This is a genomic window from Actinomycetota bacterium, assembly GCA_019347675.1.
Taxonomy (GTDB): domain Bacteria; phylum Actinomycetota; class Nitriliruptoria; order Nitriliruptorales; family JAHWKO01; genus JAHWKW01.
In genome coordinates this window covers 24,880-50,127 of the sequence record JAHWKW010000009.1, presented here as the reverse complement: position 1 = coordinate 50,127, position 25,248 = coordinate 24,880, and the positions used below count along the sequence as shown (strand labels likewise).

Annotated in this window: 18 protein-coding genes, 1 tRNA gene and 1 pseudogene; 13 read left to right on the top strand and 7 right to left on the bottom strand. The window is 71.1% G+C overall.

Features of this window, described 5'->3' with window-relative positions; translation table 11 throughout:
* Nucleotides 1-52: 52 nt before the first annotated feature.
* The 3 genes from KY462_07510 to KY462_07500 all read left to right on the top strand — a co-directional run bounded on the left by KY462_07510 (nt 53) and on the right by KY462_07500 (nt 2,686).
* A complete protein-coding gene (locus KY462_07510; GenBank protein ID MBW3577568.1) occupies nt 53-1,426 on the top strand; it encodes a beta-ketoacyl-[acyl-carrier-protein] synthase family protein in 1,374 nt (457 codons plus the stop codon).
* A 69-nt stretch (nt 1,427-1,495) separates the two neighbouring features.
* Entirely contained in the window at nt 1,496-1,882 is a 387-nt protein-coding gene (locus tag KY462_07505) for a holo-ACP synthase (GenBank protein MBW3577567.1), read from the top strand.
* A 111-nt stretch (nt 1,883-1,993) separates the two neighbouring features.
* Entirely contained in the window at nt 1,994-2,686 is a 693-nt protein-coding gene (locus tag KY462_07500) for a hypothetical protein (GenBank protein MBW3577566.1), read from the top strand.
* 54 nt (nt 2,687-2,740) lie between these two features.
* On the opposite strand, the gene KY462_07495 is transcribed toward KY462_07500, so the two are convergent.
* Nucleotides 2,741-3,325 carry a hypothetical protein gene (locus KY462_07495; protein ID MBW3577565.1) on the bottom strand — a complete coding sequence of 195 codons (585 nt, stop codon included), beginning with the start codon at nt 3,323-3,325 and terminating at the stop codon, nt 2,741-2,743.
* A 191-nt stretch (nt 3,326-3,516) separates the two neighbouring features.
* Nucleotides 3,517-3,966, bottom strand: a complete 450-nt coding sequence (locus KY462_07490; GenBank protein MBW3577564.1) for a TIGR03618 family F420-dependent PPOX class oxidoreductase — start codon at nt 3,964-3,966, stop codon at nt 3,517-3,519.
* On the opposite strand from KY462_07490, the gene KY462_07485 reads away from it, so the two are divergent.
* Nucleotides 3,965-4,165 (top strand): hypothetical protein, encoded by a 201-nt coding sequence (locus tag KY462_07485; GenBank protein MBW3577563.1) that lies wholly within the window; start codon nt 3,965-3,967, stop codon nt 4,163-4,165. The two genes, KY462_07490 and KY462_07485, sit on opposite strands and share 2 nt — an antisense overlap.
* Before the next feature lie 574 nt (nt 4,166-4,739).
* Here KY462_07485 and KY462_07480 read toward each other — a convergent pair.
* Nucleotides 4,740-5,150, bottom strand: coding sequence for a transcriptional repressor (locus KY462_07480; protein MBW3577562.1), 411 nt, complete (start codon nt 5,148-5,150; stop codon nt 4,740-4,742).
* 184 nt (nt 5,151-5,334) lie between these two features.
* Between KY462_07480 and katG the strand changes: the two genes are divergently transcribed.
* A complete protein-coding gene (gene katG / locus KY462_07475; GenBank protein MBW3577561.1) occupies nt 5,335-7,518 on the top strand; it encodes a catalase/peroxidase HPI in 2,184 nt (727 codons plus the stop codon).
* A gap of 296 nt (nt 7,519-7,814) precedes the next feature.
* Here katG and KY462_07470 read toward each other — a convergent pair.
* Nucleotides 7,815-7,887, bottom strand: a tRNA-Ala gene (locus KY462_07470).
* Between the two features lie 137 nt (nt 7,888-8,024).
* On the opposite strand from KY462_07470, the gene leuS reads away from it, so the two are divergent.
* The 4 genes from leuS to KY462_07450 all read left to right on the top strand — a co-directional run bounded on the left by leuS (nt 8,025) and on the right by KY462_07450 (nt 14,568).
* Nucleotides 8,025-10,520 (top strand): leucine--tRNA ligase, encoded by a 2,496-nt coding sequence (gene leuS / locus KY462_07465; GenBank protein MBW3577560.1) that lies wholly within the window; start codon nt 8,025-8,027, stop codon nt 10,518-10,520.
* 50 nt (nt 10,521-10,570) lie between these two features.
* The gene (locus tag KY462_07460) at nt 10,571-11,221 is read left to right on the top strand and encodes a helix-hairpin-helix domain-containing protein (GenBank protein ID MBW3577559.1); all 651 of its coding nucleotides are present in this window, start codon (nt 10,571-10,573) and stop codon (nt 11,219-11,221) included.
* Between the two features lie 70 nt (nt 11,222-11,291).
* Complete coding sequence (locus KY462_07455; protein MBW3577558.1) at nt 11,292-14,234, top strand: ComEC/Rec2 family competence protein; 2,943 nt, start codon at nt 11,292-11,294, stop codon at nt 14,232-14,234.
* On the top strand, nt 14,191-14,568 hold the full coding sequence (locus KY462_07450) for a hypothetical protein (protein ID MBW3577557.1): 378 nt from the start codon (nt 14,191-14,193) through the stop codon (nt 14,566-14,568). Before KY462_07455 ends, KY462_07450 begins: the two co-directional genes overlap by 44 nt.
* On the opposite strand, the gene KY462_07445 is transcribed toward KY462_07450, so the two are convergent.
* Nucleotides 14,537-15,484: a mechanosensitive ion channel family protein gene (locus KY462_07445; GenBank protein MBW3577556.1), complete on the bottom strand. Its 948-nt coding sequence runs from the start codon at nt 15,482-15,484 to the stop codon at nt 14,537-14,539. The genes KY462_07450 and KY462_07445 overlap by 32 nt on opposite strands.
* Nucleotides 15,485-15,564: 80 nt before the next feature.
* Here KY462_07445 and KY462_07440 point away from each other — a divergent pair, with 80 nt between their 5' ends.
* Nucleotides 15,565-17,424 (top strand): cation:proton antiporter, encoded by a 1,860-nt coding sequence (locus tag KY462_07440; protein MBW3577555.1) that lies wholly within the window; start codon nt 15,565-15,567, stop codon nt 17,422-17,424.
* Between the two features lie 61 nt (nt 17,425-17,485).
* Here the strand turns inward: KY462_07440 and KY462_07435 are convergent, their stop codons facing one another.
* Nucleotides 17,486-22,282: an NAD-glutamate dehydrogenase gene (locus KY462_07435; protein MBW3577554.1), complete on the bottom strand. Its 4,797-nt coding sequence runs from the start codon at nt 22,280-22,282 to the stop codon at nt 17,486-17,488.
* 152 nt (nt 22,283-22,434) lie between these two features.
* Here KY462_07435 and fabA point away from each other — a divergent pair, with 152 nt between their 5' ends.
* The 3 genes and pseudogenes from fabA to KY462_07420 all read left to right on the top strand — a co-directional run bounded on the left by fabA (nt 22,435) and on the right by KY462_07420 (nt 24,282).
* Entirely contained in the window at nt 22,435-22,950 is a 516-nt protein-coding gene (gene fabA / locus KY462_07430; GenBank protein MBW3577553.1) for a bifunctional 3-hydroxydecanoyl-ACP dehydratase/trans-2-decenoyl-ACP isomerase, read from the top strand.
* Between the two features lie 29 nt (nt 22,951-22,979).
* Nucleotides 22,980-23,849, top strand: coding sequence for a glycosyltransferase (locus KY462_07425; GenBank protein ID MBW3577552.1), 870 nt, complete (start codon nt 22,980-22,982; stop codon nt 23,847-23,849).
* A gap of 146 nt (nt 23,850-23,995) precedes the next feature.
* Nucleotides 23,996-24,282, top strand: a pseudogene (locus tag KY462_07420) (hypothetical protein).
* A 3-nt stretch (nt 24,283-24,285) separates the two neighbouring features.
* Here KY462_07420 and KY462_07415 read toward each other — a convergent pair.
* Nucleotides 24,286-25,161, bottom strand: coding sequence for a glycosyltransferase (locus KY462_07415; GenBank protein ID MBW3577551.1), 876 nt, complete (start codon nt 25,159-25,161; stop codon nt 24,286-24,288).
* Nucleotides 25,162-25,248 lie beyond the last annotated feature (87 nt).

Here is a 25,248-nt window from a genome sequence, read left to right as displayed (position 1 = left end):
GCGGGGCGGCGAGATCAACGGGAGCGTCCCCGGCCAACCCGACGCGACCCCGATGGTCGCACGTGCGGGTGAGCCGCGCTGGCTGCGCCGTACAGTCTGTCGCGACGTCTGCGCGAGGAGGCGACGTGTCAGCGTCCACGGCGCAGTGCTGCATGCCCTTGGGGACCTGCCCGCCGTGACCCCGCCCGGCGCGACCAGCACGTCGCAGGCCGTGACGGGCCTGGGGTTGGTCACACCCGCTGGACGCGGAACCCAGGCATCGTGGGAAGCTGTCCTCGCCGGCACGCCAACCGCGGAGCCCGACCCGGACCTCGCCGACGCCGCGGGGATCCCCATGATCGTCACGTGCCGCGTCCGCGACCCGGACCTCGATCAGGACCGCGACGGCGACGTCGAGGCCGCGGGACCCGAGCCTCCACACCGGGCCGCCAGGCTGGCGTTGATGGCCGCGCGTGAGGCCGTGGCCGGTCTCGACGGCGCGCTGGACAACGCCCGTGACCGCACCGCGGTCGTCCTCGGCAGCTGTTTCGCCGACATTGCGGACCGCGAACGCCAGCACCGGCGGCTCGTCGAGGACGGCGACGTCGACCCGCACGTGGCCGGGATCGTGTCCCGATCGCCGGCGAGCAGGCTGGCAGCCGCTCTCGGACTGAGCGGCCCGGCGATCACCGTCAACACCTCGTTCGCCTCTGGAGCCAGCGCCGTGTACGTCGCGCGCCAACTGCTGCGTGCCGGGGCGGTCGACGTGGTGCTGGCCGGGGGAACCGACGTGGCCATCACACCCTGCTGCGTCGCGGCGTTCGGGGAGATGGGTGCCCTGTCCAGCCGCTGCGACGCCACCGCGTCGCGGCCGTTCGACGCCGATCGCGATGGTTTCGTGATCGGCGAGGGCGCCGGGATCCTCTTACTGGAGCGGCTCGAGGACGTCGCTGCACGCGGCGGGACGCCGCTGGCCGTCCTGGCCGGGGCGGGCGCCTCTGCCGACGCCCACCACGCCACAGCACCGCCCGACGACGGCGCCGGGGCCGTCCTGGCGATGCGGCGGGCGCTGCACGACGCCGGTGTGGCGCCCAGCGAGGTCGACCTCGTCAACGCGCATGGCACATCCACGCCGCTCAACGACCGTGTCGAGGCGGCAGCGATCCGCACGGTCCTCGGCGACGGGGGCGGCGGGGCTGCGGTCACCTCGACCAAGGGTGTCACCGGCCATCTCCTGGGGGCCGCGGGCGCCGTGGAGGCGGCGTTCGCGGTGCTCGCCATCCGCGATGGCGTCGTCCCGCCCACGGCGAACCTCGAGCAGGTCGACGCCGAGATCGACCTCGACGTGGTCAAGGGGACGCCCCGCCACGGACCTGTCCGTGTGGCACTCACGAACTCGTTCGGGTTCGGCGGCCAGAACGTCGCGCTGCTGTTCGTGTCGCCGTGACGATGTGGTTCCCACCCTGCCGGCCGGGTGAACGCTGTTAGCGTCGCCTCGTACGAGCAGGAGGAGCCGGTGAGGCCGGGTGTGGACGTCGTCGAGATCGACCGCATCGCCACGGTCGTCGCCCGCTGTCCCCGGTTCGTCACACGCGTCTACACCCATGGGGAGCTCGAAGAGTGCACCCGCGACGGAGTGGACCTGACCTCGCCCGCCGGCGCGGCGCGACTCGCGGGGCGGTGGGCGGCCAAGGAGGCCGCGCGCAAGGCTCTCGGCGTGCGCCTGTCCTGGCGGGACATCGAGGTCCGCAACGGCCCCCACGGCGTCCCCGCACTGTGGGTTGCCGGGGCGCCAGCGCCGGCCACCTTGTCGTTCGCGCACGATGGCGGGGTGGCGGTCGCGTTCGTGATCGCTGACGAGGCGATCGCCACCCACTCAGCGGTCGAAGGGCTGACCCCATGACCCTGGCTCCCCGATCGTCGGTGTCGCAGGTTGTTCCCGTGGGCGGGAAGCAGTGGCGACGTCAACCCGTCGGTGGGGCACCCTGGACGCAGACCACGGACAGGAGCGCCGATGACCGCCGACCTGGAGTTCTTCTTCGACCCGGTTTGTCCCTTCTGCTGGGCCACATCACGCTGGGTGCGGGAAGTGCAGCGCTTGCGACCGTTGCAGGTCGAGTGGCGGTTCATCTCGTTGAGGCTGCTCAACGAGGACGGCTACGAGGACAAGCCGCCGCAGTACCCCGACGTCCACCAACGCGGCCTGGAGATGCTGCGGGTGTGCGCCGCCGTCCGCGAGGACGAAGGCCCCGGCGTGATCGGCGAGCTGTACCGAGCGATGGGCGAAGCGGTGTGGGAGTCTGAACCGGCCGGTCCCCAGTTCGAAGACGTCCTCGAAGACGTCGCCCACGGCCCGGACGTGGGTGCGATCCTCGCCAGCGTCGGGCTCCCGCCCGCCTACGCCGATGCGGCCGACGACGACCGCTGGGACTCCCTGCTGCGGGCGGAACGCGACGAAGCACTCGACCGCGCCGGCGGCGACGTGGGCACGCCGATCCTGTCGTTCGACCCACCCGACGGGCCGGCGTTCTTCGGGCCGGTGATCAGCGAGCCCCCAACCGGAGACGAGGCCGCCGAGCTGTGGGAAGCGATCGAGACGCTGGCCCACTGGGACGGGTTCGCGGAGCTCAAGCGGTCGCTCCGCGACTTCCCGAAGACGGGGACCGCCGCGCTCCTACGCGATCCCGCAGCACGCACGGCCAGCTGACTCGCGTGAACGCCGGATCTGGCGACTGCGAGCACACCCATACACGCCGTTGTCTCAGCCGGTCTCGTCTTCGTCGCTGGGGACGAACAGGCCGACCCGCAACGAATGGTGGCAGCCTCGCGTCGACAAGCGCTCATCCAGACGTCTGATGCGCCCGCTCGTTGGTGCGAGCGCAGCGAAACCGGCGAGGGCAACCAGCATGCCCACCAGGTAGGGCCACAGCGCCTCCGCGAGGAACGTCGCGACGAATGCGAACAGGGCGGCGGACTCAACATAGGCGATGCTGAGGAACACGCTCGTCGCGTCGGCCCCGGCGAGCTCCGATGGCGTTCCACAGAAGTCCAACAGCCGGCGACGCGCCCACGGGATCGCCGTGAGGGTCAGTGGTCCGACCGCGACCAGCGCGTACACCACCGCATCGACCGGCCCGGTCGAGGTCAGTGGGAACATCACCAACAGGACCATGAGGAACCCGAACAGCGCTGCGACGAAGGCGAGGAAAATGGCCCGCAGCACAAGGATCCGTGGCTCGTCCGACGACGACTTCTTCGTGACGACAACCGGCATCAGCATCAACGGCACCAAGTGGCGTACCGCCTGACGCCAGCCCGGATCCTCCGCAGCCGCCCCGTCAGCCACCCTGGCCCCCGCTCCACGCCACCACGGTAGCCAGCCGCCAGACCCGCGCCGTCGATCGCGACCGGCCAGGCTTGCTGTTGCGCGATCCACGACGACAGCCTGGCCGCTGGCGGCTGCGTCCGGCGAGCGCACCACGGCCACCGGCCGCCGTCGATCGACCGGGGCGTTGGTCGGATCCAGCCCTGGGTGCACTATCCGCCGTGGGAGGAGTACACGCGCCGCGGGCTGACCAGGACCGCCAGGCGACGCTCTGCAGCCATCACCCGGTCGTACTCCTGCCAGTCGTCGTGCGTGCCACCGGCAGCACGGAAGATGTCACGCAGCAGCAGGCGCAACCGGTCGGGGTCGACGTCGTCGGCGGGATCGTCGGGTCCGATCAGTTCCGCGTCTCCTTCGACCGTGGCCCATCGCCACCCGCGCCGGAACGTGACCGTGCAGAACGACCGGGCCCGCAGATGGTGGTGCTTCCGGGTCCCCCCGCGGGTGACGAACCCCACGACCTGCTCGGCCGAGATCGGATGCGCGAGGATGCCGGCGTTGACGACGGTGGCCTGGATCGTGCCGTTGGCGCGGGTGGTCGATACGACTGCCAGACCCGTCTCCTGATCGACGAGCGGCTGGACGGCACGCAGGTCGGACATGACCGCGAGCCTACGCGACCGAGGTCGCCCGCACGGCAGCGGCTGGGCCGAGGCGGCTCAGTTCCTGGCACCCGAGTCGCGGCGGATGCAACGCCAAGCCCGAAACCTCGTCGACGTGGTCGCTGGCATCCCCGGCAGCGAAGCGCTGCTGGTCTGGGCGGCGGCAGTCACGGTTCCAAAGTCCCCATCGGGCATGTGACCCCGATGGGAGTGGTGTTCATCGAGCTCACCGGGACCAGTGTTTTTCATCGACCAGACCGTCACGATCCAACCGCGGGCGTCCACGGACCACAACCAGACTCGCGGAACGCCTGCGGCCCGCTCTGCGCTCGCGGGGTGGCACGGCCGGTTCACTCCGGGAACACGCCGGACCCCTAGCCGGCGTCGTGACGCTGATGCGTTCATCTTCTCGCTCGACAACGACCTCGAATAGACCACCGCTTCAAGAGTGCGAACCGACGGAGTCGCTCGCCGCAGCCTGTGCAGCAATGAACCAGACCGCGCCCGTCCGGGGTCGGCGTTGAACGGTGCGTTCCCCTCGGGTAGGCCATGCGGCTTGCGGGAAACCCCATGAGCGACTCCGAAGCCGAATCGCAGTGGTTCTGCGTGGGGCTCTGTCCTCCCGAACCGCTCCTCAGGCCTGTGGGGTCCTTAGGTCGCTTGACGCCGCCGTCACGCCAACCGTGATCGCTCCACGAAGGAGCGCTCCGGCCAGGACCGTGTCCGCGTGGCAGCGCGGTCGGCGCTCGTCTCGGTCTCCAGCGCGGCCCCGCTCAGGCGGCGCTGGTGCACTCCGGGCAGCGCGCACGGAAGGTGACCTCGACACCGAGGACCTCGAACCCGTGTTCCTGGTCGGCTGGCAGGTTCGGGGCGTCGGCCTGGACGTCGAGCATCCGCCCGCATGCCACGCACACGAGGTGGTGATGGCGCTCGGTGACGTTGGGGTCGTAGCGCTTGCGGCCGTCTGCGTGAGTGATCTCGAGCAGCTCGCCGATGCTGACCAGTTCGTTGAGGGTGTTGTAGACGGTGGCCAAGCTGACCTCGGGCAGGGCCTCGCGGGCACGTTCGAGCACCTCGTCGGCGGCCAGGTGCACGTGCTCGCCCGCCATCGCCTCTGCGATGACGCGTCGCTGCGCCGTCATCCGCCACCCACGGTGGCGCAGACGGTCGATCAGCGGTGTCACCTGCTCGTTGCCTCCTGTGCGCCGTGCGGAGAATACCAAGGAGCGGTTTGCTCCAAGTTTTGAACTCTTCTAGCCTGCCGCCGCGCAGTGTCCGACCCCCGTTGGAGCGACGGGTCCACCCGCGACAGACCTCGCCCTGACACCAGGCGGCACCGCCCCCAGCCTGCAACATGAGGAGCATGATTTGTCACAGCGCGCGAGCCAGTGCCCGTACTCGGGAGCCCACACGTCCAGCACCGCAGGGCCCTCGAACGAGACCTGGTGGCCGAACCAGCTGAGCCTGCGGATCCTCCACCCGGACTACCCCAAGGCCGATCCCATGGGGGAGGAATTCGACTACGCCGAGGAGTTCGCCAGGCTGGACCTCGATGTGCTCACGAGGGACCTCGACGCCCTCATGACGGAGTCGCAGGACTGGTGGCCGGCCGACTACGGCCACTACGGGCCGCTGTTCATCCGGATGTCGTGGCACGCCGCGGGCACCTACCGGGTCGGCGACGGTCGCGGCGGCGGTGCGTCCGGCTCGCAGCGGTTCGCCCCGCTCAACAGCTGGCCCGACAACGCGAACCTCGACAAGGCGCGTCGGCTGCTGTGGCCGATCAAGAAGAAGTACGGTCGGCAGATCTCGTGGGCCGACCTGCTGATCTTCGCGGGCAACCGCGCCCTGGAGACGATGGGCTTCAAGACGTTCGGCTTCGGCTTCGGTCGCAAGGACATCTGGGCACCCGAGGAGGACGTCTTCTGGGGGCCGGAGGCCGAGTGGCTCGGCGACGAGCGCTACAGCGGCGACCGTGAGCTCTTCGGAACGCTCGCGGCGACGCAGATGGGTCTGATCTACGTCAACCCGGAGGGGCCGAACGGCGAGCCGGACCCACTCAAGGCGGCCCACGACATCCGTGTCACGTTCGGTCGCATGGCCATGAACGACGACGAGACCGTCGCGCTGATCGCCGGTGGTCACACGTTCGGCAAGACCCACGGTGCGACGCCCGCCACCGTCGGTGCCGCGCCCGAGGCCGCCGGCCTGGAGGAGCAGGGTCTCGGCTGGAAGGGCGGCAAGGGCGCCGAGGCGGTCACCAGCGGGCTCGAAGGTGCCTGGACGCCGCAGCCGACCAGGTGGGACAACGGCTTCTTCGACATCCTGTTCAAGTACGAGGACGAGTTCGAGCTGACCGAGAGCCCCGCCGGCGCGAAGCAGTGGACGCCCAGGAACGTCGAGGAGCAGGACCTCGTCCCGGACGCTCACGACCCGTCGAAGAAGCACGGGCCCGTCATGCTGACGACGGACCTCTCGCTCATCAAGGATCCGGCGTACCGGCCGATCTCCGAGCGGTTCCACGAGAACCCCGACGAGCTCGCCGACGCCTTCGCCCGGGCCTGGTACAAGCTGATCCACCGTGACATGGGTCCGAGCATCCGCTACCTCGGCCCGCTCGTCCCCGACGAGGAGCTGCTCTGGCAGGACCCGGTCCCGGCGGTCGACCACGAGCTGATCGACGACGCCGACATCGCGTCGCTCAAGACCGAGGTCCTCGACTCGGGCCTGACGATCCAGCAGCTGGTCAACACGGCCTGGTCGGCGGCGTCGACCTACCGCGACACCGACAAGCGCGGTGGCGCCAACGGTGCGCGCATCCGCCTGTCGCCGCAGGCGGAGTGGGACGTCAACGTGCGGTCCGGCGTGTCGACGGTGATCTCGAAGCTGGGGGAGATCCAGCAGGAGTTCAACGACGCGCAGACCGGCGGGAAGGAGGTCTCGCTCGCGGACCTGATCGTCCTGGGTGGTTGCGCTGCCGTCGAGGCAGCCGCCGAGGACGGCGGCTACGACGTGGCGGTGCCGTTCACGCCGGGGCGGACCGACGCCACGCAGGAGCAGACCGACGTCGAGTCGTTCGGCTACCTCGAGCCGATGGCCGACGGGTTCCGGAACTACCTCCAGAAGGGCGGCCCCATCCCGACGGAGCATCTGCTGCTCGACAAGGCGTTCATGCTGACGCTGTCGGGACCGGAGATGACGGCGCTCCTCGGCGGGATGCGCGTCCTGGACGCCAACGTCGGGGACTCCACGCACGGGGTCTTCACCGACCGGCCCGGGACCCTGTCCAACGACTTCTTCGTCAACCTGCTCGACATGGGCACGGAGTGGCAGCCCGTCGGTGAGGGGGAGGAGCTGTTCGAGGGGCGCGACCGCGAGACCGGTGAGGTCAAGTGGACCGCCACCCGCGTCGACCTCGTCTTCGGCGCGAACTCCCAGCTCCGCGCGATCGCGGAGGTCTACGGCAGCGACGACGCGAAGGAGCGGTTCGTCCAGAACTTCGTCGCCGCATGGGACAAGGTCATGAACCTCGACCGGTTCGAGCTCGCCTGATCCAACGGTCCGACGCCCGGGAGGTCGATCGACCTCCCGCGTGTCGTACGTCCGGGGGTCGGTCCGTCGCGGGGCGACCGTGCACGATCCCCCGCCTGCTCGGGCGGACCGTGCCGAGCCCAGCGGCATGACGGCCGACCAAACCACGCGAAGACGCTCGCGATCGAGCGGGTGTGGCTCGGCGGCGGCACGGTGCGGCGCTACGGCAAGAACCGGCACGCTCTTCGCAACGTGCCTTGCCCAGAGCAGCGACGGCCGAGCCTGGACTGACGCCGATGGGGCTCTACGGCGCGGGGTGGACCCGATCGGGATCGAACCGACGACCTCTGCCATGCCATGGCAGCGCTCTTCCAACTGAGCTACGGGCCCGGGAGCGGCGACCAACGGCCGCCGCGCCGAAGCGTACCGCCCCGCAGTTGCCCCCGCACGCCTGCCTGGGCTCTTTGGGACTGCGCACGGTCGAGCGGCACCATACGGTCGCATCCACCGTCAGGAGACCGTCCCGGATGGCACAGCACGCCGCGAACGCCCCGGCCGGGGAGCCGGAGCGCTACGAGCCGCTGACGCTCGAGCCCCCGATCGCGCAGCGCTGGTACGAGGAACGCACCTACTCGCTGACGGAAGACCCCACGGGCGAGCGTTTCTACGCGCTGACGATGTTCCCGTACCCGTCGGGTGATCTACACATGGGCCATGCCGAGATCTTCTCGATCCACGACGCGCTGGTCCGCCACGCGCGCATGACCGGGAAGGCGGTCCTGAACCCGATCGGCTGGGACTCCTTCGGCCTCCCGGCGGAGAACGCGGCGATGAAGCGGGGGCTGCACCCCCGGGGCTGGACGTACACCAACATCGACCAGCAGAAGCAGTCGATCATCCGGCTGGGGTACTCGTTCGACTGGCACCGCGTCGTCCACACCTCCGACCCCGAGTACTACCGCTGGACGCAGTGGATCTTCCTCCGCCTGTACGAAGCCGACCTGGCCTACCGCGCCGAGGCACCCGTCAACTGGTGTCCGAAAGACGCCACGGTCCTGGCCAACGAACAGGTGATCGACGGCCGCTGCGAGCGCTGCGGCGCGCAGGTGGTCCGGCGCCCGCTCACCCAGTGGTTCTTCCGCATCACCCGGTACGCGCAAGAACTGCTGGACGACCTCGACCGTCTCGAAGGCCACTGGCCCGAGCGGGTCCGCGTGATGCAGCGCAACTGGATCGGCCGCTCTGAGGGGGCCGACGTGACCTTCACGGTCGCAGACAGCGGGGAGGAGGTGGTGGTCTTCACCACCCGACCCGACACGCTGTACGGCGCCACATACTTCGTGTTCGCTCCGGAGCACCCGCTGGTCGCCGAGAAGATGGGCGACGATCCCGACTACCGGGCGTTCGTGGACGAGGTCGCGACACGCTCGGAGCTCGAGCGCCTGTCGACCGAGACGCGCGGCAAGCGGGGAATCCGCCTGTCGTTCGACATGGTCAACCCGGTCAACGGCGAACGCATCCCGGCGTTCGCCGCGGACTACGTCCTGATGGAGTACGGAACCGGCGCGATCATGGCGGTACCCGCCCACGACCAACGCGACCTGGACTTCGCGCGCGAACACGGTCTGCCCGTGCGGGTGGTGGTCGCCGAGGACGGCGCGAGGGACGGTGATCCCGACTTCTCGACGATCACCGAGGCGCACGTCGGCGAGGGTGTCACGGTGAACTCCGGACCCTACGACGGGTTGCCGTGGCCGGAGACGAAACGGCGGATCACGGCCGATCTGGACGAACGTGGACTGGGACGGCCGCAGGTCAACTACCGGCTCCGCGACTGGCTGGTGTCGCGCCAGCGGTACTGGGGTGCCCCGATCCCGATCATCCACTGCGCCTCGTGCGGCCAGGTCCCCGTCGCCGACGACGACCTGCCGGTGCTGCTCCCCGACGACGTCGAGTTCTCCCCCGAGGGAGGATCGCCGCTCCCGCGTCACGACGGGTTCGTGAACACCCACTGCCCGCGCTGTGGGGAACCCGCCGAGCGCGAGACCGACACGATGGACACGTTCGTCGACTCGTCGTGGTACTTCCTGCGCTACCTGTCACCCGACGACACCGAGCGGCCCTGGGCCCCTGAACCGGTCGACCGCTGGCTGCCGGTGGACCAGTACACCGGCGGCGTCGAGCACGCCATCCTCCACCTGCTGTACAGCCGGTTCCTGGTCAAGGCTCTGCGCGACCTGGGCCACCTGTCGTTCGACGAACCCTTCGTGAGGCTGCTCAACCAGGGCCAGGTGATCATGGAGGGCGCCGCGATGAGCAAGTCCCGCGGCAACCTGGTGGTCCCCGGCGAGGTGTACGAGCAGTACGGCGCCGACACGCTGCGGGCCACCATGCTGTTCTCGGGCCCGCCCGAGGCGGACATCGACTGGGCGGACGTCTCACCGGAGGGCGTGTACCGGTGGCTGTCGCGGGTCTGGCGCCTCACGCGGGACCATCTCGACGACCACGCCGACGCTGGCAGCGCCGAACGGGTCGAGGCGCTGCGCAAAGCCACGCACCGCACCATCGCCGGTGTGTCCGACGACTACGACGCGTTCAAGTACAACACGGCGATCGCCAAGCTGATGGAGTTGTCCAACACCATCATCGCCGCACGTCGTGATGGGGTCCGCGGGACCCCCGTCCGGGAGGCAATCGAAGCGCTGCTGACGCTCCTGGCCCCGGTAGCCTGCTTCGTCACCGACGCGCTGTGGGAACGGCTCGGCCATGACCGGTCGGTCCACGACACGCCGTGGCCGCAGGCGGATCCAGCACTGCTGGTCGAGGAGGAGATCCCGATCGTCGTGCAGGTCGACGGCAGGGTCCGCGACAAGTTCACGGTCGGGGTCGGCACCGACCAGGCCAGCCTCGAAGCCGCCGCGCTCGCGTCCGACAACGTCGCCCGCCACGTCGAGGGGCGTGAGATCGTCAAGATCATCGTGGTCCCCGACCGCCTCGTGAACGTGGTGACCCGCCCAGGGTGAGGTGAGGTCGGTCGCCGCCGTCCACAGCGCACACGACGGCGACCCCCACCATCGGGCTCCGGGCGGCCCACGCTTGCGGTGTGGACCCCCACCACTCACCTGGACGTCTGCGTACCGTGGCGGCGTGGCTGGACGCCAGCCCGGCTGAGGCCGCTGGCCTGGCGGTGCTCCTGGCAGGGGCGGCGCTGGCCACCGCTCTGGTGTGGTGGTCGGGCGGTGCCCGCCCGTCCACGCCACCGACGGCGCCGGTGTCGCTAGAGGACCCCGCGCCGGGCCCGGTCACCGTCCACGTCGCTGGTGGGGTCTTGGACCCCGGCGTGGTGCGCCTACAGGGCGGGGCGCGGGTCGCCGATGCGATCGCCGCCGCCGGCGGGCCACGGTTCGACGCGGCCCTCGACGCGCTCAACCTGGCTCGGGTCCTCACCGACGGCGAGCAGGTCGTCGTGCCGCTCGCCACCGGGCCCGGACCACCGGCGCCGACGGCTGTGGGGCCACGCGACGCCGATGGGCGGGTGGATCTCAACGTCGCCACCGCTGACGACCTCGAGGAACTGCCCGGGATCGGTCCGGTGCTCGCCGAGCGGATCGTCGCGTGGCGGGATGCCCACGGCCGCTTCGCCGATGTCGGTCAGCTCCGCGACGTCCCGGGCATCGGCGAGCGCACCTTCCAGCAACTGGCCGAGCGGATCTTCGTCCGGTGAGCGGCGCCGCGCAGGAGCGACGCGGCAGCAGCTGTCTTCGGACTCGCAAGACAGCTGCTCAGGGATACCAGTGACCCGCGCCCCCGCGCGGCACGCGGTGGGTCCCGTCGCGGTGTGGGCGGTCGTGGCACTGATCGCAGCCGGATGGGGCTCCCAGCCGCTGGCCCGCGCCGGTCCGGTCCTGGCTGCGCTGGTGACCGCCGCGGGAGCCGTGACCGCAGCAGCCGCCGCGCACGCCGGTCCCCGCGCCCGTCGGGGTCTGGCGTGCCTGGCCGTGGCCGCGGTCGCGGCCGGGGCCGGCGCTGTCCGCGCCGCCCGGATCGAGCGGGGACCCCTGGCCGACCTCGCCCGCCGCGGAGGGACGGCGACCGTCGAGGCGATCGTCGTGACCGAGCCGCGAACCCATCTGCACGGCTGGTGGACACTGGTCCGCGTCGACCGGGTCGGCTCCGAGCCGACCCGGGCGCGCGCCCTGCTCCGAGGGCGGGGAGGTGCCCCGCCGGTCCTGGGCAGCCGCTGGGCCGGGACCGCGTCGGCGCGTCCCCTCGAGCATGACGGCTTCGGGGCGGTCCTTCGCCGCCAGTACGTCGCCGTGCAGCTGGACCCATCCCGGTGGGAACCACGACAGGCGCCGGGCTGGTTGGCCGCCACCAGCGAGGCCGTCCGCGCCCGGATCCGCGCAGCCGCCCGCGACGCGCTCCCGCCCGCTGCGGCCGGCCTGGCGGTCGGACTGGCGACCGGCGACACGCGCCTGCTCCCCGATCACCACGAACAGGCGATGCGCGACACGGGACTGACCCACCTGGTGGCGGTCAGCGGTTCGAACGTGGCGCTGGTCGTGGTCGGAACGCTGGCGGGGCTCCGGCTGCTCGGGGTCGGGGCGCGCGCACAGCCGGTCATCATCCTGGGGTCCATCGCCTGGTTCACCTACCTGACCCGCTGGGAACCGAGCGTCCTCCGTGCCGCCGCGATGGCCACGCTGGTGGTGCTGGCGGGGTTGCGAGGACGGCCGGTCGATCCCCGTCACGGCCTCGCGGCAGCAGTGCTGGTCGTCGTCCTGATCGACCCGGGCATGGCAGCGGCGCTGGGGATGCTGCTGTCCGCCGCCGCCACCGCCGGTGTCGTCGTCGCCGGGCCGCTGCTGCGGCGCCGCTGGGCTGGCCTACCGCGTCCGGTCGGGGAGCTGCTGGCCGCAAGCGTCGCCGCGCAGCTCGCGGTCGCTCCTGTGCTGCTGGCCAGCGCCGGGGAGGTGCCGGTCGCCGCCGTCCCTGCGAACCTGCTGGCGGTCCCGCCCGCCGCGGTCGCGTCCGCGATCGCCATGGCCGGGAGCCTGATCGCGGCCGCCGATCCGGGGCTGGCCGTACCGGTGTTCACGGCGGCGCGCCCGGCCCTGGCGATGGTGCTGGCGGTCGCCGACGGGTTGCGGTGGCGGGGCGGGGTGGTGTCGTGGCAGCGCCCCGCCGGGGTCGTCGCCACCGTCGCGGTGGCGGTATGGGTGTTGCTGCCCGGCCGTGGCCGGCGCCTGGCGGCCGTCGTCGCTGCCGTGGCGGTCGTGACTCTCGTCCCGGTGGTCGGGCTGCGCGCCCCGCCCCGCACCCTGCTCGTGACCGCGATCGATGTCGGGCAGGGTGACGCGCTCCTGGTCGAGGCACCCGGCGCGCGGATCCTGGTGGACGGCGGCCCCGACGTGCGGGCCGCCCGCTGGCTGCGGGGCGCGGGCACGCGCGACCTGGACCTGGTGGTCCTCACCCACCCCCACGCCGACCACGCCGACGGCCTGCCCGCGGTGCTGGATCAGGGGCGGGTCGGGGCGGTGTGGGTCCCCGCGCTCGACAGCGACCTGCCGTCGGTGGCCGGCCTGCTCCGCCGCGCCGCCCGCGCAGCCGTACCGGTCGTGACACCCGTCGCCGGCCAGCGCACGACGATCGGACCCGTCCGGGTCGAGGTTCTCGGGCCCCCGCAGGGACGGCCCTACCGCGCGGCGGACAGCGAGCCCAACGAGACGTCGTTGGTGCTGCGGATCACCTACGGCGCACGCGTTGCGCTGCTGACCGGCGACGTGGAACGTGCGGCGCAGGCGGACCTGCTCCGCGCCCCGCACCTGCTGCGTGCCGGGCTCCTGAAGGTCCCGCACCACGGCGGCGCGACCAGCGAGCCGGCGTTCCTGGCTGCGGCCCGCGCCCCGCTGGCGGTCATCTCCGTCGGTCGGCGCAACCGCTACGGCCACCCCCGCGACGAGGTCCTGCAGGTCCTCGCGGATGCCGGCGCGGTGGTGCGCCGCACCGACCGCGACGGGACCCTCCGCGTCGAGGTCCCAGCGGTCGGTGCGGAGTCGGCTGCGGCGGTGCCGCCGCAGCCGCCGCGGCCCGGCCTGACGCCGTCACGCCGATACGCTGCCGCCCATGCCGCCACCGGTCCCCGTGCACGTCCTCGCCGGCGACGACGAGCTGCTGCTGCAACGGGCGCTGGAGCGGCTGTTGGCCCAGCTCCGCGCAGACCGCCCCGACACCGCCGTCGAGCAGGTCGACGGATCACAGCTCGCGGGCCTCCCGGAGCTGCGGACGGCGTCGCTGTTCGGCGGCACCCGCGCAGTGGTGGTCCGCGACGCGGACCGGCTGTCGGGCGGAGCCCTCGACGAGGTCGTGGCCTACCTCGAGGCGCCCGACACCGGTTCGGTGCTGGTCCTGGTCGCGCGGAGCACCGACCGCCGGCAGAAGCTGCTCAAGCGCGCAGAGGCGGCCGGGGCGCGGATCGAGATGGTCCGCGCTCCCCGCCCGTGGGACGAGCGCGCGTGGGGACAGTTGGTCGAGACGGAACTCCGCCGCCTGGATCGCGATCCAGACCCGGCAGCGGTCGCGGCGATCCTCGCGCACGCCGGGACCGATGCAGCAACGATCGCGTCGAAGTGCGCGCAGGTGGCCGCGGCCACGTCCCCGAACGGTCGTATCTCGCCCGCGCAGGTCGAGGCGGTGGTGGAGGGGCACGGCAACCGGGGCGCGTTCCCCGTCGCTGACGCGGTCGCCGACCGCGATCCCGCGGCCGCGATCCTGGCGCTGCGGGGCGCGTTGGACGGCGGCGAACAACCCTTGGCGGTGCTCGGCGCGATCGCGTTCCGGCTGCGTCAGCTCCTGCAGGTCCGGGGCGGAGCCTCGCCCGACGATGTCGGCGTGTCGCCGGCCCACCACCGCCATCTGCTCCGCGCGGCGCGCCGCTTCTCGCCGGGCGAGTTGCCCTGGTGCCACGACCGGCTCTGCCGCGCCGACCTGGACCTGAAAGGTTCCGATCTTCCGGGCGATCTCACGCTGGAGATCGCCGTCATCGAGCTGGCGACCCCCCGTCTTGGATGATCACCTTGCGGTGGGGGACGGGGATCTCGACGCCGCGGGCGTCGAACTCGCCTTTGACGTCACGACGGAAGCGGCGGCTGACGGTCCACTGCTCCAGCGGGAGCGTCTTGATGAACGTCCGGATCGTCACACCCGACTCCCCCAGCATCTCCACGCCGAGGATCTCGGCGTCCTCGAGGATCTTGGCGCCGATCTCGGGGTCGCGGCGCAGACGGGCGGCGACCTCCTCGATGGCCTGCATCGCGTTGTCGAGGTCAGCGCCGTAGGCCACCTGGAAGTCGACCAACGCACGCGCCCACTCCTTGGACCGGTTGGCCAGGAGGCGGATCTCGCCGTTGGGCACGAACCACACCGTCCCGTCCAGGGACCGCAGCCGTGTCACGCGCATGCTGATGTCCTCCACCAACCCGGCCACGTCGGGGTCGACCTGGATCACGTCACCGACGCCGTACTGGTCCTCGAGCAGGATGAAGAACCCCGAGAAGAAGTCCTTGACCAGGCTCTGGGTCCCGAACCCGATCGCCACACCGGCGATCCCCGCCCCAGCCAGCAGCGGTCCCAGGCTGATGCCGACCGTCCCCACGGCGGTCATGATCCCCGCGGCCCACACGACCGCTGTCAGGACGTCGCCCAGGACGCTGCCGAGCGTGGTGGCGCGGAGCTCAGCGCGCCTGTGGCGGCCGGGATCCTTGGACCTGGCCAGCCCACGGGCGGTGGCCCGGCTCACCCAGCGGCGAACCAACCGACGCCCCACGAGCGCGACGACCGCCGTCGCCGCCAGCACGCCGATCACGACCGCTGCCTCGCCCGCCGCGGCGACGCCGGCAGCGGTCCAGTCGCTGTCGCGGACCGCGTGCCAGAAGTCCTTCAGCTGGTCGCCGGGTGTCTGGTGTGCGAGGATCGAGACGGCATCCAAGGGGGCGCTCCTCGCGTGGTCGCTGAAGACAGCATGGCGGCGCGAACACGCCGCCGCCACCGTCAGCCCGACGCGAGTTGATGGTCCAATCCGCCATGGTCGTGGCTGCCCAGGGGGGCGGCCAGCCGCCGATCAACCTCGCCCAGCTGCTGCTGGTCCTGGTCGTGGCGTGGACCGCCGGCCGGCTCGCGTCGCGGGTCGGGTATCCCTCCATCCTGGGGGAACTGCTCGCCGGGATCCTGCTGGGACCGGCGGTCATCGGTCTCCTGCGCCCAGCCGCGGGCCTGGAGGCGATCGGCGAGCTGGGCATCATCCTGATGATGCTCTACATCGGGATGGAGATCGATCCGCGTGATCTCCGCCGGGCGTCGGTCCCGGGCCTCCTCGCCGCGGCTGGGGGCTTCTTGGTTCCCTTCGGGCTTGGCTACGTCACCGTGTTGCTGTTCGGCGGCACCGTCTTGGAAGGGCTGTTCGTCGGTATCTCGGTCGGGGTGACGTCGCTCGCAACGAAGTCCCGGATTCTCGTGGATCTCCGCCTGCTGGACACCCGGATCGCCTACGTGCTGATGGCCGCTGCGTTGTTGTCCGACACCGCGACGCTGGTGATCTTCGCGGCCATCATCGGCTTCGTGGAGGTCGGAGCGTTCGACATCGGCGGGACCGTCCTGGTTGCCGCCGAGGTCGTGGGTTTCTTCGCGGTGACCGCGGTTCTCGGCCTCCTGGTGGTGCCGTGGATCACTCGTCGGCTCCGCGCCGCCGCGATGTCGGATCGGGCCCTGGACGTGGCGATCGTTCTCTCCGTCGGGCTCGGGTTCGCCGAGCTCGCCGAGCTGGCGGGTCTGCACGCCATCCTCGGCGCCTTCGTCGCCGGGATGTACCTCCGCGAGGGCGTCCTGAGCCATCGGGCGACGCACGCGGTCAGCCAGTACGTGCGCGACATCTCGATCGGGTTCCTCGCACCGGTGTTCTTCGTCACCGTGGGCTTCGAGATCACGCTGGACGTTTTCGACACCGATCTCGCGCTGCTCGTCTCCATCATCGCGGTGGCGACCCTGGGGAAGGTCGTCGGTACGGCCCTGTTCTACCTGCCAACTGGCCACGGTCTGCGCGAGGGCCTGACCGTCGGTGCAGCGATGAACGGGCGGGGTGCGGTGGAGATCATCGTCGCCGGCATCGGCTTGGAGCTGGGCCTGATCTCCACCGAGGTCTTCACCATCCTGGTGTTCATGGCGATCGCCACGACAGCCAGCGTCCCCGTCCTGCTGAAACTCGGGGTCGAGTGGCTGCGTCGCCACGGAGAGCTGGCACGCTCGGAGGAGCGGCGCCGTGGCGTCGTGATCGTCGGCGCCGGGCCGGTCGCGCGCGCACTCGCGCACAGCCTGATGCCGTCGCGGCCGGTGACCCTGATCGACACGAACCCGACGGTGACTGGCATCGCCCGACGCGAGGGCTTGAGAGCGATCACCGCGGACGCTCTGCACGAGGAGGAGCTCCGCCGCAGCGGGATGGACGATGCTGGGACGCTCCTGGCTCTGACCACGAACTTCGAGGTGAACGTCCTGGCGGCACAGCGGGCGCGGGAGGACTTCCTGGTTCCCAACGTCCGTGTCGCACTCGGGGCCACGATGAGTGAGGCCCTCGGTGCGATCGTGGACGAGGTGGGCGCGGAGCCGATGCTCGACGCCCCGGTCGACGTGGGCCAGTGGGATCAGCTGCTCCGCGGGAACCGTGCGAGAATCGACACCCTCCACGTCGACGACGACACGGACGCGGAAGCGCTCCTGGAGCGGCTCCGCGCCGGCCGCAGCGTGTTCCCGCTGACGGTGGTCCGCGACCATGACCGCATCCCCTTCGTCCTGGTCGACGAACTGCTCCCTGGTGACCGGGTCGTGGTGGTCCACCGCGTCGACCAGGACGAGCGGCAACAGGTGCTCGAGTGATCCGCTCGTCGCGTGGCGGTCGCTGCGCCGCGGATGTCACGCGGTCCCTCGGCGGCCACGATCAGGCGGGGCGGTAGGGGAACTGCAGTGCCTCTCGCAGCGCTCTGACCGCCACCGCGACAGCGTCCAGCCGGACCGGGTCCTCTTCCGCGACCGCCTGATCGATCAGCCGGGCGGTGCGTGCGACCGCGTCGTGCCGGTCGGCGATGAACGCCCGGACCGCATCTTCCGCAGGGCCTCCGCGATGCTCGCGCAGCGCACGGTGCGCGGCCGTCCGATGGAGACCACGCAGGTCGTCGCGGAGACCGCGGACGTGCCAGCGCCCCCAGCGTTCACGTGGAACAGCGCGGTCGAGGAGCCGCCCCAGTCGGTCGAGGCCCAGGTCCTCACGGAGCGCGAGGAACACCGCCGCGACATCAGCCGGCGGCTCCCCCAACGCCCTGGCCACGCCCGCCACGTCGGGTGCGATCTCGAGGTCGGTGACGGCCAGCAACCACCTTGCGGTCTCGGACTGCAGCCCCCGGTCGACGAGCTGTGCGACGTGCGGGGGATCCGGGCGCTGTTCCCACGTGCGGGTCACCGTGACCTCCAGGTCCTCGAACGCTGGCCGGTCCCTGGCGATCACCGCCTCGACGTCGGTCAGCTCCGCCGACCGCAGGTACTCGCGGGTGAGCGTCTCGAGCGTGGCGTCCAGACCCGCTTTCAACTCGATCGCGAGCGTCGGGTCGATCCGGCGGTCGACGTCTTCGAGCGTGTCCCAGTAGCGCTCCGCGTCTGCGACCGTCCGCGCGGTCCAGTACGCCGCCACAACCGTCGCCTGGTCGGTGCCGAGCTCCCGCGCCAGCCGATGCACGAACGTCGTTCCCATGCGGTTGACGACCTCGTTGGACATGACCGTGGCCACCAGCTCCCGGCGCAGCCGGTGACGGTCCAGGAGGCCACCGAACCGGGCCGCGATCAGTGGTGGGAAGTACACAGCCAGGACCTCGTTCACCGCCGGCTGGTCGGGCACCTCGGACCCGACGAGCTCGGCGGACAGGTCGCGCTTGGTGGCGGCGAGGATGACCGCGAGCTCCGGTCGCGTCAGCCCCGCCCCCGCCGCTCGACGTTCGTCCATCGCTTCGGTGGTCGGTAGGGCTTCCACCTCGCGGTCGAGCGTGCCGGTCGCTTCCAGGTGGGCGATGAGGGCCTCGTACGCCTCGATCCGTGACGGGCTGGCCGCCGCTTCGTGGGACAGCAGCCAAGTCTGCAGCTCGACGTCGCGCAGACAGGCGGCGACGACCTCCTCGACGACCGCCTCGAGGACGGCGTCGCGGTCCGCCGAGCTGATGTCGCCGCCCTGCGATGCCAGGCGCAGCAGGATCTTGAGGTTGACCTCGTGGTCGGACAGCTCCACGCCGGCCGAGTTGTCGATGAAGTCGGTGTTGAGCCGCCCACCGCGGCGCGCATACTCGATGCGCGCCGGTTGTGTGACGGCGAGATTGGCGCCTTCTGCGACCACACGGGCCCCGAGCCGGCGGGCGTCGACGCGGATCTCGTCGTTCGCCCGGTCACCGATGTCGCTGTTCGACTCGTGCGAGGCTTTGACGAACGTGCCGATCCCGCCAGCGAACAGCAGGTCGACGGGCGCTTCGAGGATCGCACGGATCACCGCGGGCGGTGCGAGCCGACCGGCGTCGACGTGAAGCAGCTCCTGCAGAGGCGGCGACAGCGGGATCCACTTCTCGTCGCGCGACCACACGCCCCCGCCGACGCTGATGGCGTCCCGGTCGTAGTCCTGCCAGCTCAGCTGCGGGTCACCGAAGAGCCGCTGGCGTTCGGTGAACGCGCGTTGCGGGTGGGGGGCGGGATCGAGGAAGACGTCGCGGTGGTCGAAGGCGGCGATCAGCCGGATCGCGGACGACTGGAGCATCCCGTTGCCGAACACGTCGCCCGACATGTCGCCGATCCCGACCACCGTGATCGGCTCGTGTTCGACGTCGATGCCCAGTTCGTGGAAGTGACGCCCAATCGCGACCCAGACTCCCCGCGCCGTGATGCCCAGCCGTTTGTGGTCGTAGCCCCGCGATCCTCCCGACGCGAAGGCGTCACCCAGCCAGAAGCCGTACTCCTCGGCGAGGGCGTTGGCGATGTCGGAGAAGGTGGCGGTGCCCCGGTCGGGCGCGACGACGAGGTAGGCGTCGTCACCGTCGCGGCGGCGGACCCGGTCTGGCGTGACGACCTCGTCGCCGACCACGTTGTCGGTCACGTCCAGCAGCGCTCGGACGAAGGTGCGGTACTGCCGTTCGACCTCCGCCGCCAACGCTTGGCGGTCGGCGGGTGGCTGCTTCAGCACGAAACCGCCCTTCGCCCCCGTCGGGACGATCACGGCGTTCTTGAGGATCTGCGCCCGCATCAGCCCAACGACCTCGGTGCGGACGTCGTCGCGGCGATCGCTCCAGCGGAGCCCGCCGCGTGCGACCGGCCCGCCGCGCAGGTGGATGCCCTCCACAGATGGCGCGTAGACGAAAATCTCGCAGTGCGGGACGGGCTTCGGTGCCTGCGGGACCGCGCCGCTGTCGAACTTCAACGCGAGCCGTCCGCCGGCGTCGTGGCGGTAGCGGTTCGTGCGGAGCGTGGCGTCGATGAGCGCGAGGAAGCCCCGCAGGATCCGGTCATGGTCGAGGCGCTCGACCTGATCCAACTCTGCGACGACGCGATCACGGGCCGCGTCGACGTCGTCGGGCGAGGCGAGACGGTCAGGATCGAAGCGCGCGTCGAAGAACGCGACCAGCGCCCGCGCGACGGCCGGATGGTCGACCAGCGCATCATTCATGTAGTCGGGGGTGTACACGGTGCCCACGTGCCGCCGGTAACGGCGGTACGCACGCAGCACGCCCAGGTCCGGCCACGCGATCCCGGCACGCAGGACGAGCCGGTTCAGCGAATCCACCTCCAGACGACCATCCCAGGCAGCCAGCACGGCCGAAGCCAGGCGTGGACCGTCGACGTCGACGTCGACCAACGCGCCGGCGTCGTGCACCCCGTAGTCGTGGATGTGCAACTCGATGCCGTCCCCCGTCAGGCGGAACGGCAGCTCCTCGGTGACCGTGAGGCCGAGGCTCTCGAGGATCGGCAGGATCCGCGACAGCTCGATGCCGTCGCGGCGCTTGATCGCCTTCAGTCGGGTGAGCCGACTGGAGGCCAGTGGGTCGCTGTGGAGACGGACGTCCAGCTCCTCGCCAGACCGCAGCAGTCGATCCAGGGCTGCGACGTCGTCAGCGGCGATCGGGTCGGGGGCGTTGTGCTCCTGGTACGTGGCCGGCAACCGCCGGCCGTACTCGCGCAGCAGCCGGCGCCCCTCCGGCTCGCCGTTCCGAGCGATCAGCACCTCGCGTAGTTCGTCGAGCCAGCTCCGAGCCAGTGATCGGATCTGCGCCTCGAGCTCGCGCAGCGGCACGTCCGGGATGTCACGCCGCGACGTCCGCAGCGAGAACCGTGCGACCGCTTGTGGTCGCTCACCGAGCGACAGATCGACCTCCACGCCACTGCCGCCATAGCGGTCGAGCAGCAGTCGTTCGACCTGTTGGCGGAAGCGAGCGTCGTAGCGATCACGGGGGATGCCGATGATCAGCGACACCTCCCCGGTGGCGGGATCCACGTGCCGACGCACCGCGATCTCGTGGCGCTCCTCCGCCCGCAGGAGCTCCAGCAGCGTGTCGTGCAGCTCGTCGGAGGTGAGCTCGAACAGCTCGTCCTTGGGGACGGCCTGGAACAGCGCGGTCAGGGCCCGCTCGTCGTGGGAGTTCTCCGGGATGCCCTCCGCCTCGATGATCTGGGCGAGCTTCCGGCGAAGCACCGGGATGGTGGCCGACGGCACCCGGTGGGCGCTCCGCGCGAACAGACCAAGCGCCCGGAACTGGCCGACCCGGCGCCCCGAGTCGTCGACGCGTTGCACCCAGATGTTGAGCATGCGGGCGCGTTCCCGCACCGTGCTGGTGCGGTGGCTGCGGGCGACGGTCAGGATGCGATCGCTCGAGTGCCGCTTGTAGAAGCGCTCGTCCGTCTCCGTCAGCGGCACGGTGCGCGCGTACCGGGAGGCGTCGTCGTCGGCGAGGATCCCGAGCCCGGACCCGGCCACCACCCGAACCCCTTCGGCGCCGTCGTCGGCGTGGACGATCTCGTACTCGCGGCTGCCGAGCAGCAGGAAGTTGTCGTCGAGGAGCCAGTCGAGGAAGGCGGCGACCTCGGCCGCTTCGTCGGGAAGCACGCCGTTGGCCATGTGGCCGCGGAGCTCGGTCGCGACGCGTTCGACCCGTTGACGCATCCGCGGGAAGTCTGTGGTGGCGTCGATGGCGTCGTGCAGCACGCGGCGGAGGGCGTCTTGCAGCTTCCGCTGCTGGTGGGCGGTGAGGCGCTCGTCGACCTCGACGTGGATCAGCGCCTCACGCGACGGTGTGCCGCGAGCGGGGGAGACGGCGGTCAGCGCTCCGGACCGGTCGCGCTCCACGCCGAGGACCGGGTGGAGGGCCCGCACGACGTCGTGACCGAGGCGGTCAAGCTCCTCGGTGATGGTCGTGAGGAGGAAGGGCCGGTCCTCGCTGCAGACCTCGACCACGGTGCCCGGCGCGCTGGGCCCGTTGAACCAGACCTGCGGGATGGTCGTCCGGATCGCGAGTTCGCCGGGCCGTCGGTCCGCCACGAACCGGAAGGTCTCGGCGATCTCCGAAGCCAGCGACGCAGGGTCGATCGTGTCGAGCGTCAGGTCAGTCGCGCGACGCAGCAGGAGCCGGGTGAAGTTCCGGGCGAGTTCGACGCGGTCCGGGTCGACGTGCTCCTGGAGGTGTCGCAGCAACGCCTCCGGCGCATCGTCGCTCATCACCGACCCCCGTGCTGACGGTCACCTTCGACGCTACTGGACGACGCGTACGATCCGACCGGTGCCCGGCACGGCGACGGCCGCCGATCCGACGACGGCTACAGTCGACACCGACCGCGGCAGCGCACGTGCTCCGAGTGGCTAGGTGTCCGATGACCAGAACGGAAAGCTTCGACCGCGACCAGCTGATCGCCTGCGGCCACGGTGAGCTCTTCGGGCCGGACGGCCCTCAGCTGCCGATCCAGGGCATGCTGATGTTCGATCGTATCACGCACATCTCCGATGCGGGCGGCAAGTACGAGAACGGCGCGGTGGCAGCGGAGCTGGACGTGCAGCCGGACCTGTGGTTCTTCGACGCCCACTTCGCCGGCGACCCGGTGATGCCGGGCAGCCTCGGTCTCGACGCGCTGTGGCAGCTCGTCGGTTTCTTCCTCGGCTGGACCGGGGAGAAGGGCAAGGGACGAGCGTTGGGTTGCGCGCAAGCGAAGTTCTTCGGCCAGGTGCTGCCCGAAGCGAGCCTGGTCACCTACCGTCTCGACATCAAGCGGGTGGTCCGCCGCGCGCTGACCATGGGGATCGCCGACGGCTCGCTGCAGGTCGACGGCGACGAGATCTACACGGCCACCGATCTCAAGGTCGGCCTGTTCGAAGACCCCCAGGAGTTCTGATCGCGCCGGGGCCGCGCGTCGGCGTCGTGATGATCACCCACGGACGGGTCCACGAGCTGCTCGAGACACTCGCTCGTCTGGTCTCGCTGCCGGAGTCGCCACCGGTCGTCGTGGTCGACAACGGCTCGAGGGACGGGACCGCCGCCACGGTCCGGCGCCGCTTCCCCGAGGTGACGCTGGTGGCCCTGGCCGAGAACCACGGCGCCGTCGGGCGGAACATCGGTGTGCGACACCTGACGACACCGTACGTGGCGTTCGCCGACGACGATTCGTGGTGGGCCCCCGGCTCGCTCGAACGTGCCATCGGCCTGATGGACGCCCACCCCCGGCTCGCGGTGGTCAACGGCCGCATCATCGTCGAACCCCGAGGAGAGGTCGACGCGATCTCCGAGGAGATGGCGGCCAGCCCCCTGCCAGCGGACGAGGACGTGCCCGGAGCTCCGCTGCTGAGCTTCCTCGCCGGGGCGTCGGTGATCCGCCGCCGCGCCTTCATGGAGGCGGGCGGGTTCGCGCCGCGCCTGTTCCTCGGCGGTGAAGAGGAGCTGCTGGGCGCGGACCTGGTGACGCGTGGCTGGCGGATGCGGTACGTGGCGGACGTGACCGTCCACCACCGCGCATCGACCAGTCGTGACGCGCACCAACGACGCCGGCGCGGCATCCGCAACACCCTGTGGTTCACGTGGCTGCGCCGCCCCGCCCCGGCGGCGATGCGACGCACGCTGGCGCTGGCTCGGCAGGTCCCCAAGGACCAGGTGTCGCTGGCGGCGTTCACCGACGCGCTCCGCGGATTGCCGTGGATTCTCCGTGAGCGGGAGCCGGTCCCTCCCCACGTCGAACGTGGCCTGCGCGCGCTCGAGGCGCAGCAGGACGCCTCCGAGGCCCGCCGCTACGTCTCGTGAGGCAAGGGGGCAGGACCGTGGAGGATCGCCACAGCACGGACGCGGCTGACGCGGCGAGCTCACCGGGCGACCGTTCGGCCAGTGCGGCGGTCCGGGGCGTCGCTTGAAGGCTCCACTGTGGGCACGGACGCAACGAGGAGGACCCGATGGCTGGTGAGTCGAAGACCACGAGCGATCACGACACGATCCGCCGCTGGGCGGAGGAGCGGGACGGGCGCCCGCCCAGGTGCGCGGAACCGCGGCCGACAGCACCGGCATCCTGCGGATCTGGTTCCCCGACGTCGGCGCCGGGTCCGAGGAACTCGACGAGATCTCGTGGGACCGCTTCTTCGAGAAGTTCGAGACGGAGAGCCTGACGTTCCTCTACCAGGACGAGACCGCCGACGGTGACGTCAGCCGCTTCTTCAAGTTCATCGATCGAGACGGCGACTGATCATCACGACGACGGCCGGTCCTCCACCCGGCGCCGGGCAGACTCCACCGGCCAGGGCACCGGCCGCCGCTCACGCAAAACCCACGGCAGGCCCCACAGCGCGGCCAACAGCCCCCGGCGCGCCATCGGATCGCGTGCCGCGTCGCCGAGCGCAGCGCCGGTCGCACGGACGAGCGTGATCCCGCGTCGCCGTAACCAGACCGTCCACAGGTCGTTGCGGGCAGTCAGCCACAAGCGGCGGCGACGGGAGCTGTCGTCCGGGTCGTGGTGGGCGACGACGTCATCGAGGTACGCCAGCTCCCAGCCGGCCGCGGCCAGGTCCAACGCCAACAGCTGTTCCTCCCCGCCGATGACGTAACGGGCCGGGAAACCACCGACCGACAAGAACGCGGTGCGACGGACCACCGCCCCGCAGGCCACGAACCCCAGCACGCCAGGAGCCGCCAACCCGTCGCCGGTCCCCAGCGGGCTCGTCGCCATCTCCACGCTCGTGGGATCGAGCCGGTCACCGCGCCCCACCAGGATCCGCGCCGCGACCAGGCCCAACCGCGGGTGGGCGTCCAGATGCTCCGCGGCACGCGCCAACGCACCGGGCGCCCACCACGAATCGTCGTCGGCGAACGCCACGTACGGTGTGGTGGCGCCCGACACGCCGATGTTACGGGCAGCCGCCCCGTGGTTCTCGGCGAGCGCCACCACCGTGACGTCGGGGAAGCGGCTGCGGACCGCCGCGGCCGTCCCGTCCGACGAGCCGTTGTCGACCACGATGATCGCGGCCGCGTCCGGAAGCTGGACCAAGCGGGTGAGCGTGGTCAGGACCTGGCCGGCCCGGTCACGCGTGGCGACGACGATGCTGGTGGCGGGCCCCCGACCGCTCACGCTGCCTGGACCACCCGACGACGCCGCGATGTCACCCTCCGCACGGAAAACGCACTCTGTGTGACCTAAAGACCCGATCCGTTCCCT

What these genes read in the sequence shown, in the direction of transcription:
- leuS (MBW3577560.1), top strand. Translation starts at nt 8,025, where the DNA reads ATGGCACAGCACGCCGCGAACGCCCCGGCCGGGGAGCCGGAGCGCTAC.
- fabA (MBW3577553.1), top strand. Translation starts at nt 22,435, where the DNA reads ATGACCAGAACGGAAAGCTTCGACCGCGACCAGCTGATCGCCTGCGGC.
- KY462_07490 (MBW3577564.1), bottom strand. Translation starts at nt 3,966, where the DNA reads ATGTCCGACCTGCGTGCCGTCCAGCCGCTCGTCGATCAGGAGACGGGT.
- KY462_07440 (MBW3577555.1), top strand. Translation starts at nt 15,565, where the DNA reads ATGGTCCAATCCGCCATGGTCGTGGCTGCCCAGGGGGGCGGCCAGCCG.
- KY462_07425 (MBW3577552.1), top strand. Translation starts at nt 22,980, where the DNA reads ATGATCACCCACGGACGGGTCCACGAGCTGCTCGAGACACTCGCTCGT.
- KY462_07435 (MBW3577554.1), bottom strand. Translation starts at nt 22,282, where the DNA reads ATGAGCGACGATGCGCCGGAGGCGTTGCTGCGACACCTCCAGGAGCAC.
- KY462_07485 (MBW3577563.1), top strand. Translation starts at nt 3,965, where the DNA reads ATGACCGCGAGCCTACGCGACCGAGGTCGCCCGCACGGCAGCGGCTGG.
- KY462_07500 (MBW3577566.1), top strand. Translation starts at nt 1,994, where the DNA reads ATGACCGCCGACCTGGAGTTCTTCTTCGACCCGGTTTGTCCCTTCTGC.
- KY462_07510 (MBW3577568.1), top strand. Translation starts at nt 53, where the DNA reads ATGGTCGCACGTGCGGGTGAGCCGCGCTGGCTGCGCCGTACAGTCTGT.